The organism is Nitrosomonas ureae (genome assembly GCF_900108305.1).
GTDB lineage: Bacteria > Pseudomonadota > Gammaproteobacteria > Burkholderiales > Nitrosomonadaceae > Nitrosomonas > Nitrosomonas ureae_B.
In genome coordinates, this window is record NZ_FNUX01000007.1 from 116,947 (window position 1) to 131,823 (window position 14,877).

Consider the following 14,877-nt stretch of genomic DNA (forward strand, 5'->3'; position numbering starts at 1 on the left):
ACAGCGAAGGCAGAGCAATGCTCCTGCTGCGACGTGTGATGCTGAGCTTCGATACCGCGATTTTTTGGGAGAGCGCCTGGAACACGACCATCCCTCGCAAACAAAGGGATCGGCGCATTTTTTCGGGAGGTACTTGTAGAGAGATGATAATACGGGAAGGGTCGCTAGAATTAGATGTCGTAGATGGCGCAATATAATGCGTCAAAAATGGAATTTTACATGAAAATCTTAACGATATATTTATAAAGGAAAATATATGATTTTTGAAATCAACGATCTCATTCTTTGAAACGAGACCGTTGACTTTACAAGCACCTTATCCGAATCGTTTAGATCACCACGATATCGGCGTTCGTCATAGCCAGTCCAATACCAACACCGGCAATTTCTATTGCAGCGCCTGCGCCATTACCATCCGCATCGTATAACAATGAACCGGTCGCGTCGTTGTAAATAACAAAGTCATTGCTATCTATCGCTTGGGTGCCAATTACAAACTGACTGGATGCTAATGATCCAGTTGTAATTAATGCAGTAAATACAGAATTTTCAAGCTGAATAGTGTCATCCGCTACGTTATAGTCAGTAATTTTGTCTGTATGTCCTGTTGTAGTAAACTTAAAGACGTCGTTACCTGTTCCACCAGTCAGCACATTCTTACCCGCTCCGCCATCAAGCGTATCGTTGCCCGCCCTGCCATTTAACTGATTATTGGCTGCATTTCCAGTGATGACGTTAGCCTTGCCATTGCCTGTACCGTTAATCGCCGATGCGCCGGTCAGTGTAAGATTCTCCACGTCAGCAGATAAAGTGTACGTTACGTTACTATTAATCTTGTCAAGCCCCCCAAAGGAGAATTCTGAAACAACATCATCTATATTATCAACAATATAGATGTCGTTCCCTAACCCTCCATCCATACTATCGGCTCCGGCACCGCCATTGAGTATGTCATCACCGTCAAACCCCAACAGCGTGTCATCACCAGCACCACCCAATAGCGTATCGCTGCTTAATCCGCCTACCAGCTGATTCGTGCTTGCGTTGCCTGTTAACGTATTACTTGCAACAAGGCTACCATTAACATTCTCAATGCTTAGCAAAGTGTCATTTCCTAAACTACCTGTTGCGATTCCGGTAAAAAGGTTTACATTAACGCTACCGGTTGCATTCGAATAATCGGCGGTATCGAAACCGCCTGCGCCACCGTTGAGCGTATCGTTACCTATCCCTCCATTCAGCCAGTCATCGCCAGCACCGCCACTGAGATTGTCATTACCGGCATCACCATTGAGTGTGTCATTGCCTCCACCGCCGCTGAGCGCATCGTTGCCTGCGCCACCATCGAGCTGATTCCAATTATCATCACCAGTTAATGTGTCTGCGTATGAACTGCCAAATATATTTTCGATATCAATCAAGGTGTCTTTTCCGGCACCGCCTGTTGCAGTTCCAGTCACTAGATTGACGGTTACAGCGCTTGTTGCATCTGAATAACTGGCAGTATCACTACCAAATTTACCGCCGCCATCTAGAAAGTCATTGCCGGATCCCCCCGTCAATATGTCATCACTATCCCCACCCAGCAGCGTGTCATCCCCTTTACCGCCATACAATTCATTTGTGTCAGAATTGCCTATTAAAGTATCCGAAAATGCGCTACCGATGATATTTTCAATATTGATTAAGGTATCATTTCCGGCTCCGCCGCTTGCCGATCCGGCGGAAAGATCCACAACGACCGCGCTTGCCGCTTTTGAATAGTTGGCAGTATCTCCCCCTTTACCACTGCTATTACCGCCACCATCGAGTACGTCACTACCTTCTCCGCCTTCCAGAAAATCATTACCTTCTCCGCCATGAAGTTCATCATTTCCCAGGAAACCATATAGGAAATCATCTCTAAACGTACCGAACAATTTATCATTACCTGGTGTGCCGTTGATTATCATAATGCAACCCTTTAAAAATCGAGCTTGCGAAAAAGACCCAACTGACTAAGATGCGATTCGCACCTCAACAGCTTTTTGGAGAGTTTCGCAAGCTGAGTATTCTCTCCAAATTCTTCAATTAACATTGCATTCTGATAAATACTTATCCAGCGATTCAGTTTCTGGTCAAAAAGATGATTTTTTAAAAAGCCTTCCTGTTTGAATCCCAGTGCTAATGTAGATCTTTGCGCATATGAATTTTCAGCATAAACCACACTCGTTAGCTTATTGAACCCAATCTTATTAAATGCAAAATCCAATATCATCAGCATTGCCGTTAGGGGTATGCGGGTACCATTGAATTTCGTCGCATTGGGAAAACCGATCAAAATCTCTGCGCGGCGATGCGCCCAATGAATTTCAGCCAATGAAGCAAGACCTATCGGTGTATGTCGGGATTTCTCCTGATCCAATCGATCAATTTTTTCGATAATCCATTGAATACATTTGTTATTATAAACACTCAAGCGATCTGGGTTAGAATGAGATTTCTGTTGTAACTTAGCTTGTCTAAATGCGCCTGCCGCATAACGATTATAGTTATTCATGAAGGATTCATTGGCATAACAATCCGTCACAAACTGGTAGTCCAGCGGCGTGCGGGTTCTTATCCGAAGCCTATTATTTTCAATAGGCAGCATCCATACCGGATGCAATTGAATATAAAGGTATTTGATTTCAGCATCATCAGGATTGGCTTTTAAACTATGATCTAACACAGCAAATGCTAAATCAATCTCATTATGTAGCAAATGAACGTTAGCAAGATTTATGATACTGTTGGTATTCTTTGGATTTGCTTCCCCTGCTTTCTGGAAGAAAGCGCTTGCATTGCTCAAATCACCCAGGCCGGCATGCGCCACACCCAGACAATCCAGTAAATATGAGTTTTCTCCTGCATAATGCAGCCCCCGCATTGCAACTCCGATTGCTGTTTTAAAATTCCCAAGTTGGCAATGTGCGGTTGATGCAATAATCCAGCCCCAAGATGATTCAGTATTTTTGGTATCAGCCTTATTGAGGTGATCGATGCATGATTTGATTTCCCCCAATGTCAGTAAATTTCCCGCTTCCAGAATATACCCAGGAATTCGTTCACCTGCATTATTCCGATAAAGTGCGGCCGGATCAGGTAATTTACAATTAGGTGTTTTCACGTTGATTCACGTTAATTCACACTGATTCACATTGATTAATCAAGTAGACGACATCTTGCCAAATAAAATACCTCGCAGCAAGCTGCTGAGCGCTTTATTTGATTGAAGAAACAATGAGCTCATGGAGCGTTATTTTTACTTATAAGACTATGTGTATCTGGATGAATGATAGGAATGCACCTTGCGATCAATGGTAGGCAGTCGCATCTGGGATATCCTATTATTGACTAAAACAGCAAAGTACTCGATCTTTCCATGTAACCGCAACAAAATAATAAAATAGTGAAAAAGTCCTCTGCAATTGTCCAAAGCGGCGCAGTACATCGTACGTAACATTATCACTTGACAGTTATGCTATCGCCAAAGCGGAGCTATTACTTGATGCTGAACATGCCTAGGTTAAGCACTCCAACAATCGGGCCGAGAATTTACACTAACCGATCCGGAAACAAGAATACCAAATACGAAGCCTAAAATCTGCTGGGCAAACCGTAAAATTTTTTACGGACTCCAGTGTTGCCGCATCTTTCTTTCACTCCATGCATCATTTATCAGCAGCAAAAACTATCGGAAAATCATGTATGGGCGTTTCGCGCCGCGGACCGGAATTATACATTCATACTTCTACAGCACAGTAATGTATTGATTATAATTGCTTATTCGTCTCATATTTCCCATCGCATCTATCTTGACAATTAATCTGGCAGTATCGGTTTCACAAATAGAAAAATAAACCTTTTTCACGTATAATTTCTTCTTCAATAACCAAGGCATCTAAACGAGTCAGTCCTGGTTCTGTTTTCCAGATCTTGTCAGTTTCCAAGGAGTTTTTCTGTGTCACAACGACCGCATGCCATCCTAGCACTCGCCGATGGAACAATTTTTCGTGGCGTGTCTATTGGCATTGACGGCATCAAAACAGGAGAGGTGGCGTTTAATACCGCGATGACCGGTTATCAGGAAATATTGACTGATCCGTCTTATTGTCAGCAAATTATCACCTTAACATACCCACACATCGGCAATACCGGGGTCAATCCAGAAGATTTCGAATCCGGCAATATCAACAAGGTACATGCGGCAGGTTTGGTAATCCGCGATCTTCCGTTGATGGCAAGCAGTTTTCGCAAAACCCATACTTTGCCTGAGTTTCTTCGTGAGCAGGGAGTCGTTGCCATTGCAGAAATTGATACCCGCAAGCTGACGCGCATTTTGCGCGAAAAAGGCGCGCAATCGGGCTGTCTCATGGCAGGAGATGTGGATGAGGAAAAAGCATTACAAACTGCGAGAGAGTTTCCCGGATTGGCCGGTATGGATCTCGCCAGAGTGGTCAGTTGCCGACAGTCGTATACCTGGACAGAAGGTGAATGGTCGTTGGAATCCGGTTTTCAGACTCCAGAAAATTTCCAGCTTCACGTTGCAGCTTTTGATTTTGGTATCAAGCGCACGATTTTGCGCAAGCTGGCGCAACGCGGCTGCAAGGTAACGGTTTTTCCCGCGCAAACATCCGCCGATGAAGTTCTGGCAGCGCAACCTGATGGCGTATTTCTGTCTAATGGCCCCGGCGACCCTGAACCCTGCGATTACGCCATTTCCGCAACCCAATCCCTATTGAAAAGCAATATCCCGATATTCGGTATCTGCCTGGGTCTCCAATTATTGGGATTGGCTAGCGGCGCACGCACCGTAAAAATGAAATTTGGCCATCATGGCGCAAATCATCCGGTACAGGATATCGTCAGCGGGAAAGTTATCATTACCAGTCAGAATCATGGATTTTCAGTCGATGCTGATACGTTGCCCGCCACGGCACGTATCACGCATGTATCCCTGTTCGATGGAAGCCTGCAAGGCTTTGAATTAATCGACAAGCCGGCGTTCTGTTTTCAGGGACACCCGGAAGCCAGTCCAGGTCCACATGAGGCCGATTATCTGTTTGATAAATTCATCAACATGATGCAGCGTCATAAAAACAATCCTCAATAACCACTACGTGATACCACGTTAGAAAGCATGCCTAAACGTACCGACATTCAATCCATACTCATCATTGGCGCCGGCCCCATCATTATTGGTCAGGCCTGTGAGTTTGATTATTCCGGTGTACAAGCCTGCAAGGCTTTGCGAGAGGAAGGTTATCGCATCATTCTGGTTAATTCCAATCCTGCCACCATCATGACTGATCCTGAAATGGCCGACGCAACATATATCGAGCCAATTACCTGGAAAATGATCGAGAAAATCATTGCCATTGAACGGCCACAGGCTTTGTTACCCACCATGGGTGGCCAAACTGCGTTGAATTGCGCGCTGGATCTGGTCAAACACGGTGTATTGGAAAAATATGAGGTCGAACTGATCGGCGCTTCGCGTGAAGCCATTGATATGGCAGAGGACCGCGAAAAATTCAAGCAAGCCATGACACGTATCGGCTTGGGATCCGCCCGTTCTGCAGTGGCGCACAGTATGGAAGAAGCGTTGCAAGTGCAGGCTATGCTGGGCTATCCGGCCATTATCCGCCCTTCCTTCACCATGGGTGGCAGCGGTGGCGGTATCGCCTACAACCGGGAAGAATTTCTGGATATCTGCGAACGCGGGTTAAAAACCTCCCCTACCAAGGAATTACTGATCGAAGAATCCGTAATCGGCTGGAAAGAGTTTGAAATGGAAGTAGTACGGGACAAGGACGATAATTGCATCATTGTCTGTTCCATTGAAAACATCGATCCGATGGGTGTGCATACCGGCGACTCGATTACGGTAGCGCCCGCACAAACACTGACGGATAAAGAATATCAACTGATGCGCAATGCCTCGATTGCGGTATTGCGTGAAATCGGCGTCGAAACCGGTGGTTCCAATGTTCAGTTTGCCATCAATCCTGACAATGGCCGCATGCTGGTAATTGAAATGAATCCGCGGGTTTCACGTTCTTCGGCCCTGGCATCCAAAGCCACCGGGTTTCCGATTGCCAAAATTGCTGCCAAACTTGCGGTCGGCTATACTCTGAGCGAACTGGGTAATGACATCACTGGCGGAATTACACCCGCCTCGTTTGAGCCGACGATTGATTACATTGTTACCAAAGTACCGCGCTTTGCTTTTGAAAAATTCCCACAAACCAATGATCGCCTGACGACACAAATGAAATCCGTTGGCGAAGTCATGGCAATCGGCCGCACATTTCAGGAATCCTTGCAAAAAGCCTTACGCGGACTGGAAACCGGTGTGGATGGATTGGATGAAAAAACCGACAACCTGGAAACCATCCAAACTGAGCTGGCCAATCCCGGCCCAGAGCGAATCTGGTATGTCGCCGATGCTTTCCGCCACAATCTCTCACTGGAAGAAATTCATCAGTTGACACATATTGATATTTGGTTTCTGGCACAAATCGAAGACCTAATCAAACAAGAACAAGCATTGGCGGAAATTAAGCTTGAAGCACTGGATAAGCAGACATTACGTAAACTGAAGCGTAGCGGTTTTTCCGATCGGCGATTAGCCAAATTACTCTGCATTGATCAAACCGCAGTTCGTAAACAGCGGCATCAGCTTGACTTGCATCCGGTCTACAAACGCGTTGATACCTGTGCGGCCGAGTTTGCTACCAACACAGCTTATTTGTACTCAACCTACGAGGATGAATGCGAATCTTGCCCCACGGATAAAAAGAAAATTATGGTCTTGGGTGGCGGACCTAATCGTATCGGCCAGGGGATAGAATTTGATTATTGTTGCGTTCATGCCGCCTTGGCATTACGCGAAGACGGTTTTGAAACCATCATGGTTAACTGCAATCCGGAAACCGTCTCAACCGATTATGACACGTCAGATCGACTATATTTTGAACCACTGACATTGGAAGATGTACTCGAGATCGTCGCTGTAGAAAAACCTGATGGAGTAATTGTACAGTATGGCGGGCAAACGCCTCTTAAGCTCGCGCGCGACCTGGAAGCCAATGGCGTACCGATTATTGGCACCAGCCCGGACATGATCGATTGCGCCGAAGATCGCGAGCGCTTTCAAAAAATGCTGCGGCAATTAGGCTTAATCCAGCCGCCCAACTGTACCGTACGTAATCCCGAAGCGGCTCTGATCGCCGCCGAGGAAATCGGCTATCCATTAGTGGTACGACCCAGTTATGTATTGGGTGGGCGCGCTATGGAAATCGTACACGAGAAAGCCGATCTGGAACGCTATATGCGCGAAGCCGTCAAGGTTTCCAATGATTCTCCGGTATTGTTAGATCATTTCCTCACTCACGCTACCGAGGTCGATGTCGATGCGATTTGTGACGGAAAAACAGTTCTGATTGGCGGCATCATGGAGCACATTGAACAGGCAGGCGTACATTCCGGTGATTCTGCGTGTTCGCTGCCAACATTTAATTTACAACCCGAGATACTGAATGAATTACGCCGGCAAACTGCTAAAATGGCACGCATGCTTAATGTCGTTGGACTGATGAATGTACAATTTGCGATCCAAGACGATACGGTTTATGTACTTGAAGTCAATCCTAGGGCCTCGCGTACTGTACCTTTCATTTCCAAAGCAACCGGTCTTCAACTGGCTAAAATTTCGGCACGCTGTATGACGGGAAGATCTTTAATTGAGCAAAATATTACCCAAGAAGTAATTCCATCATACTACTCTGTCAAGGAAGCTGTTTTTCCCTTCATAAAACTTCCCGGTGTTGATACGATACTAGGTCCGGAAATGAAGTCTACCGGAGAAGTAATGGGCATGGGATCCACCTTTGCGGAAGCTTTTGTTAAATCCCAACTGGCAACCGATGTTCGTCTGCCCGCTTCCGGAAAAATCTTTATTAGCGTGCGGCGCTCGGATAAATTGCATGCGGTTGAAATCGCACGCAACCTTGCAGAACTTGGCTTCACTCTTTATGCGACGCGAGGCACCGCTGCCGCCATTACAGAAGCAGGAATAGAGGTCATTATCATCAATAAGGTTGCTGAGGGGCGGCCACACATTGTTGACATGATTAAAAATGGCGAAATCAGTTTGATCATTAACACTGTAAAGAATCAACGTAGTGCAATACGGGATTCATATTCAATTCGCCATGCTGCACTCCAGGCAAAAGTAACTTACTATACAACTTTAGCTGGTGCACGTGCTGCCTGTGTAGGCATCACTAACAAACGTGAATTGCAGGTCTATAATCTGCAGAAATTGCATATACAACTCTAAACATAGATAAAATTGGACTCGACTTTTAGAAATAGGATAAAAATGAAAGGCAAAAAATTACAATGAGTACTATTCCCTTAACCGTGACCGGAGCTGAAGCATTGCGTAAAGAATTGCATGATATGAAAACGATTCACCGCCCTGCTGTTATTGCCGCAATTGCAGAAGCACGTGCTCATGGCGATCTTTCAGAAAATGCTGAATATGATGCTGCTAAGGAAAAACAGGGATTTATTGAAGGACGTATCGCCGAACTGGAAAGTAAGCTTTCTAGCGCGCAGATCATTAATCCGACTCTCATCAATGCAGACGGCGCTTGTGTTTTTGGTGCCACAGTTGAATTGGAAGATTTGCAAAATAGCGAAGTGGTGACTTATCAAATTGTAGGAGATGATGAAGCTAACATTAAGGATGGAAAAATATCCATCAGTTCTCCCATTTCACGTGCGCTTATTGGTAAATATGCAGGAGATATTGCAGAAGTTCATGCGCCTAGCGGTATTCGTGAATACGAAATATTGAATGTCAAATACATCTAGGAATTGCTATCAAATTCAGTTCTGGAAACTTCGCTTGGTACGAAAAGGTGTCCTGGTCTTTTTTTGTGATGAACGCTCCTGCTGTTTCTCAGCCTCTTCTGGCCGAGGTCGATAAATAATAAAAATTTTACCAATATGCTGCACAGGTGCAGCATTTAACAGCTGGCATATCTTTTCAAACAACTCGCTTCTGGCAATCCGATCATCTATCAATACCCTGATCTTAATCAATTCATGGCTTGATAATCCACGATCTAATTCTTCTATAACACTGGGGGATAATCCTGATTTTCCAATCATCACAACCGGATTCAACGCATGCGCTTGTGCTTTTAATTCACGCCGATGAGCAATAGTTAGTGTTAACATAAATTCTCTTCAAACATATCATTCTACTTGATGAAACGTGCTAAAACCAGTAAAGCTTGGATGCGGGAGCATGTCAATGATTTTTTTGTCAAACAAGCAAGGAAAGAGGGATATCGTTCGCGTGCTGCGTATAAATTGCTTGAAATTACTGAAAAAGATCAAATATTAAAACCAGGATTAACTGTTGTTGATTTAGGCGCAGCACCCGGCAGTTGGTCTCAGGTAGCCAGCCATAAAATAGGTCGCGGTGGTAAAGTTATTGCGGTTGATATTCTTGAGATGGCGCCGTTACCCGGTGTAGAATTTATTCAAAGTGATTTTAGAGAGGAATGCGCCATCGTTGAATTAAAAAAACATTTAGGAGATGATCAACTCGATCTTGTTATTTCAGATATGTCACCCAATATGAGTGGAATCGTTATCAGCGACCAGGCCAGAAGTATGTATTTAGCAGAACTGGCGTTAGCCTTCTCAACAGAACAACTGAACTATGGCGGAAATTTTCTAGTCAAAGTTTTTCAAGGCAGAGATTTTGATCAATTCCTTTTCGATATGCGCGCTGGATTTAAAAACGTGATTATACGAAAACCTAAAGCGTCGCGTGATCGCAGCAATGAATTATATTTATTGGGGTTAGGAAAAAAGTAATCATTGAAATGAATCAGAAATGAATGGATTCCCTCAGTGATTACAGTAAAAGTTAGTAGTAGGGTGAGAATCCGATAGCACATTTATTATTAAAAACGAACTATTCTGTTATAGTAAAGAGAAGTTAGAGTAACTAATTGATGATTTTTAGGTGCAAACCAAGGAGCTATCTTGAATAACTTAATTAAAAACATGGCCATTTGGCTGGTAATTGCACTAGTGTTGATGACTGTATTTAATCAATTCAGCGTTCGTCAACCGACGCAAGTGCCTATGGAATACTCGCAATTTATAACCGAATTGAATCAAGGCAGAATTGCTAAAGTTATTATCGAAGGACGTACACTTAAAGGGACAAAGTCTGATGGTCGGCGTTTCACGACATACGCTCCATCCGATCCTTGGATGGTAAGCGATCTGTTGAAAGCTGGTGTTATCGTTGAAGCAAAACCGGAAGAAGAGCCATCCATGTTGATGAGTATCTTTATTTCATGGTTCCCAATGCTTCTGCTGATAGCCGTATGGATATTTTTCATGCGCCAAATGCAGGGTGGCGGGCGTAACGGTGGTGCATTCTCATTTGGAAAAAGTAAAGCACGCATGCTCGATAAATCAGCCAATACCGTAACCTTTAATGACGTTGCCGGTTGTGAGGAAGCTAAAGAAGAAGTTGCTGAACTAGTTGAATTCCTGCGCGACCCAACAAAATTCCAGAAACTGGGGGGGCGAATCCCACGCGGCGTCTTGATGGTAGGTAGTCCAGGAACCGGAAAAACGCTGCTTGCTCGAGCTATTGCTGGAGAGGCTCAGGTGCCGTTCTTTAGCATTTCCGGTTCAGATTTCGTTGAAATGTTTGTCGGCGTGGGTGCATCCAGAGTTCGTGATATGTTTGAGCAAGCCAAGAAACATGCGCCTTGCATTATTTTTATCGATGAAATTGATGCGGTAGGCCGTCAACGTGGCGCTGGTCTAGGTGGGGGAAATGATGAACGCGAACAGACGCTTAATCAGTTATTGGTAGAAATGGATGGTTTTGAAGGTGCCATGGGCGTAATTGTAATCGCTGCAACCAACCGCCCCGATGTATTGGATCCAGCTTTGTTACGCCCTGGTCGTTTTGACCGTCAAGTAACGGTGCCATTACCTGATATACGTGGACGCGAGCAAATTCTGCATGTTCATATGCGCAAAGTTCCGCTGTCACCTGATGTAAAAGCAGATATTCTTGCGCGTGGTACGCCTGGTATGTCGGGTGCCGATTTGGCGAACTTAGTCAACGAAGCAGCGCTGTTTGCGGCTCGAAGTAACAAACGCCTGGTGGATATGGATGACTTTGAACGTGCCAAAGACAAAATATTTATGGGTGCAGAACGACGCTCAATGGTTATGCCGGAACATGAACGTAGAAATACTGCTTATCATGAATCAGGGCATGCCGTAGTAGCTCAATTACTACCAAAAACTGACCCGGTTCATAAAGTAACAATCATTCCAAGAGGCCGCGCTTTAGGTGTGACGATGCAACTGCCGACAGAAGATCGTTTCAGTATGGAGCGCGAGGAAATACTGCAAAGGATTTCGGTGATGTTTGGCGGACGTATAGCCGAAGAAGTTTTCATGAAGCAAATGACCACCGGCGCATCGAATGATTTTGAACGTGCGACAGACTTAGCACGGCAAATGGTAACCCAGTGGGGGATGTCTGACGAACTTGGCCCAATGGTTTATGGTGAAAATGAAGGCGAAGTTTTTCTTGGTCGCTCAGTAACTACGCATAAAAACATGAGTGAAGCAACCATGCAAAAAGTTGATGCGGAAGTTCGCCGCATAGTCGATGAACAATATGCTATTGCACGCAAACTCATTGAAGAAAACAAAGACAAAATTGAGGCTATGACCAAGGCTTTACTGGAATGGGAAACGATTGATAGCGACCAGATCAAGGATATTATGGAGGGTCGCCCACCGCGCCCACCTAAACCGCCACAAATCATATCGTCAGCTGCAAACGATGAATCTTCAACGGAAGATGCTGAAGAGCAAAGCGAATCGCCGTCACCGCGAGAGGTCGCGAAAGAAACTGATTAACCATAAGACAACTTAACTAACGGGATACGGTTTTATAACACCGTATCCCGTTTTTAATTACTCGCTCATTTCTTACTGTGCTCTCATTCCCCCACGATTTTATCGCCTCATCGAATCGGCCGTTAATAATGGGAATTATTAACGTAACTCCTGATTCCTTCTCAGATGGTGGACTCTTTTTGTCCACCCGGCAAGCCATTGCACATGCAAGAAACCTCATTGGCGAAGGCGCCGATGTTCTTGATATTGGTGGAGAATCAACGCGTCCCGGAGGCCAGTATGTCAATGCTGATGAAGAATTAACACGTGTTATACCCGTACTGGAAGCACTCGCAGACACCGGCATCCCTATTTCCATAGATACTTCCAAGCCTGAAGTAATGAAACATGCAATCGAGGCGGGAGCTTTCATGATTAATGATGTTAATGCACTACGCAACCCAGGAACACTGGAAGCTGTAGCACCGCATAACCATGTGCAGGTTTGTTTGATGCATATGCAAGGCACACCGCAAAGTATGCAAACCAATCCGCAATACATAGATGTTGTCTCTGAGGTAAAAATTTTTTTACAACAACGAGTCCAGGCGGCTAATGCAGCAGGTATTACGGTTAACCGGCTGGTTATCGATCCTGGTTTTGGATTTGGCAAAACATTGCAACATAATCTCTCATTACTTAATCGACTCAATGAATTCACCACATTAGGCATTCCGATATTAGCAGGCTTGTCTCGCAAATCCATGCTGGGCGCAATTACCGGAAACAATGTAGATCAGCGACTGCATGAGAGTGTTGCCGCAGCCTTGCTTGCTGTAATTAAAGGTGCCAAAATTGTGCGTGTGCATGATGTCAAAGCAAGTAAAGCAGCTCTTGCTATCTATACTTCAATGCGAGATTATGATAAATAAGAAGCTTATCTATCGGTAAATTGCATAGTGGTAAATATTTTGTGACAACACAACCTAGAAGCGAATTGAATATTGAAGACCAGCTCCCATAAAAGGCTGACTAGTTCTCCCACCTTGGATATTACTATAAAATGCTCCGGCGCTGAGCATGTCAGAACCCAATATTGAAATCCCCATAGATACTCGTCCGTTATACCCTAAAGAATCGGCAGGCCATACCCATCCTGCCCACACGTCTGTAAGCAGGAAAGGACGTCTTAGCACACCCTCGTCAGATGCCCCATAACGAAAAACTGTACCCGCACCCATAGTACCAAAGTACTTCGGGATCAGGGTTAGCACTTCTTCTCTGGAAGCTCCCAACAACCCATTCAATTCAGTCGGTAGTGCTGATGCAAGTTGATTGCTTTCCCATGCACCTTGGAGTCTGATCTGCCAATGCTGGTTACCTGTGAGTAAAGTAGTTCCCAAAATCGATTGTAGCTTATAGCCTTTACCAAGATTACTCCCTTCTCTAGTTGTATAACGATGTCCGTCAATATCCACATTAAAGGAAGTCTGACGGGTTAACTGAGTAGTTAAGCCAAGCAAAATTGTATCCTTTGCACCGAGCGCTCGAAACGCTCCTGTTTCATTACTCAATTCATTTACGCTTAAACGAAGATTTGCTTTTAATATATTAGTGATATCATGGTTAAATCTAAATGTACTGTAAGCTAGAGACTTGTCTTCTCTGAGATTGCCACCTAGATTAACCTGAAACATTCCTGCTCGCAGGGGATGTTTAAATTCTGCCATTACGTCTATTTCATTTTTTGCGGGAAAAATAAGATCAGGTCTTGAGGAATCCAATAGAGTATTTTTTAGTTCCAGTGCCAACGCTCCATTCAGATAAGGCGAATTAATACGCGCCCGACTTTCTATAAAACTAACATCTCCCAGCTTTCTGTAATCAAAACCTCCAATTACTTGTTTACTTGTTTTTACAACCAACTCATCTCTGGATTGAAAAAGATATGTTTGCAGATTTGGCTGCTCTTTATGTGATTCAAGTAGATTATAAGTTAATGCTAGAGCCTCTTTATTTCTATTAAGCTTCTTGAGCGTCTCTATTTTATTTAACTCAGTAAGCTTATCATTTTCATTCCTAAGAATTTGCTCAGCAACGATGAGATTATTTTCCGCCAAAGCTAATGCAAGGCGCTGCCAAGTCGGTGTATTTTGCCTGGCAATATGGTTGTGCAATAGCCAATAACGAGCGGTGGAGTAGTTTCTCTGGGAGAGATATGCTGCCACAAGCATTTCTTGGACAACAGGATCACTGTATCCTTTTGCAAGAAGTCTTTTTAAAGTAGATATTTCAGCATTTGCACCTTCCATATCCCGAACCAACGCTAGATATATTGGATGCAGTAACTCCTTAATCTCTTTGTTAGATTCAATTCCGATTTTATTGAAACGGGATCTTATGTTAAACAAAGCGTATTTACGCAGTTGCCAAGCTCTGTCTGCATATCCAGATTGATTCAAGGCATCTGCATAGGTAAGCAACCAAAGATAGTCATCAGAGCTGATTTGTAATTTGCGCTCAAGCCAAGGCAAGGCTTCTTCATACTGACCAAGTCTAGTGTAAGCGTCCAACCCGACCATCTAAAAATTAGAAATAGATCTGGCTATCCTCGAATATTTTCACGGAGGTTAGCCGATGACATCACGGGAGCGACAAGGGGGGCATATCAAAGCATGGGAAGCGAGTGGCCTATCTCAGGCGGCATATTGCCGTGATCATGGTCTGAACAGCAAGACATTTGGGAATTGGCTACGGACTTATCGCGATGTGCAGAAACACAATCAACCGATTTCGTTGATACCGGCGAAGATCACACCAGTTGCATCGGTATCAGGTTATTTAAAACTACGCTGTTCAGGGGGTCATACACTCGAACTGTCGACAAAT

At 44.4% G+C, this 14,877-nt stretch carries 11 protein-coding genes; 7 read left to right on the top strand and 4 right to left on the bottom strand.

Annotation, left to right across the window (positions count from 1 at the left end; all coding sequences use genetic code 11):
* Positions 1-329 precede the first annotated feature (329 nt).
* Together C4S39_RS06185 and C4S39_RS06190 are read right to left on the bottom strand one after the other, a co-directional pair.
* A complete protein-coding gene (locus C4S39_RS06185; RefSeq protein ID WP_103966158.1) occupies positions 330-1,952 on the bottom strand; it encodes a calcium-binding protein in 1,623 nt (540 codons plus the stop codon).
* Between the two features lie 11 nt (positions 1,953-1,963).
* Positions 1,964-3,148, bottom strand: coding sequence for a GNAT family N-acetyltransferase (locus tag C4S39_RS06190; protein ID WP_103966159.1), 1,185 nt, complete (start codon positions 3,146-3,148; stop codon positions 1,964-1,966).
* A gap of 834 nt (positions 3,149-3,982) precedes the next feature.
* Between C4S39_RS06190 and carA the strand changes: the two genes are divergently transcribed.
* The 3 genes from carA (at position 3,983) to greA (ending at position 8,904) form a co-directional block, all read left to right on the top strand.
* Entirely contained in the window at positions 3,983-5,134 is a 1,152-nt protein-coding gene (carA, locus tag C4S39_RS06195) for a glutamine-hydrolyzing carbamoyl-phosphate synthase small subunit (RefSeq protein WP_103966160.1), read from the top strand.
* A 27-nt stretch (positions 5,135-5,161) separates the two neighbouring features.
* A complete protein-coding gene (gene carB, locus C4S39_RS06200) occupies positions 5,162-8,365 on the top strand; it encodes a carbamoyl-phosphate synthase large subunit (RefSeq protein ID WP_103966161.1) in 3,204 nt (1,067 codons plus the stop codon).
* A gap of 62 nt (positions 8,366-8,427) precedes the next feature.
* Positions 8,428-8,904 (top strand): transcription elongation factor GreA, encoded by a 477-nt coding sequence (gene greA / locus C4S39_RS06205; protein ID WP_103966162.1) that lies wholly within the window; start codon positions 8,428-8,430, stop codon positions 8,902-8,904.
* Between the two features lie 15 nt (positions 8,905-8,919).
* On the opposite strand, the gene C4S39_RS06210 is transcribed toward greA, so the two are convergent.
* Positions 8,920-9,273 carry a YhbY family RNA-binding protein gene (locus C4S39_RS06210; protein WP_103966163.1) on the bottom strand — a complete coding sequence of 118 codons (354 nt, stop codon included), beginning with the start codon at positions 9,271-9,273 and terminating at the stop codon, positions 8,920-8,922.
* A gap of 30 nt (positions 9,274-9,303) precedes the next feature.
* Here C4S39_RS06210 and C4S39_RS06215 point away from each other — a divergent pair, with 30 nt between their 5' ends.
* From C4S39_RS06215 to folP, 3 genes are all read left to right on the top strand, one after another.
* The gene (locus tag C4S39_RS06215; RefSeq protein WP_103966164.1) at positions 9,304-9,921 is read left to right on the top strand and encodes an RlmE family RNA methyltransferase; all 618 of its coding nucleotides are present in this window, start codon (positions 9,304-9,306) and stop codon (positions 9,919-9,921) included.
* A 171-nt stretch (positions 9,922-10,092) separates the two neighbouring features.
* Positions 10,093-12,009, top strand: coding sequence for an ATP-dependent zinc metalloprotease FtsH (ftsH, locus tag C4S39_RS06220; RefSeq protein WP_103966165.1), 1,917 nt, complete (start codon positions 10,093-10,095; stop codon positions 12,007-12,009).
* Positions 12,010-12,137: 128 nt separating this feature from the next.
* The gene (gene folP / locus C4S39_RS06225; protein ID WP_258039311.1) at positions 12,138-12,920 is read left to right on the top strand and encodes a dihydropteroate synthase; all 783 of its coding nucleotides are present in this window, start codon (positions 12,138-12,140) and stop codon (positions 12,918-12,920) included.
* A gap of 54 nt (positions 12,921-12,974) precedes the next feature.
* On the opposite strand, the gene C4S39_RS06230 is transcribed toward folP, so the two are convergent.
* Entirely contained in the window at positions 12,975-14,570 is a 1,596-nt protein-coding gene (locus C4S39_RS06230) for a tetratricopeptide repeat protein (RefSeq protein WP_103966167.1), read from the bottom strand.
* A gap of 55 nt (positions 14,571-14,625) precedes the next feature.
* Between C4S39_RS06230 and tnpA the strand changes: the two genes are divergently transcribed.
* A partial coding sequence (tnpA, locus tag C4S39_RS06235) for an IS66 family insertion sequence element accessory protein TnpA (RefSeq protein ID WP_103966178.1) occupies positions 14,626-14,877 on the top strand: 252 nt, incomplete at its 3' end.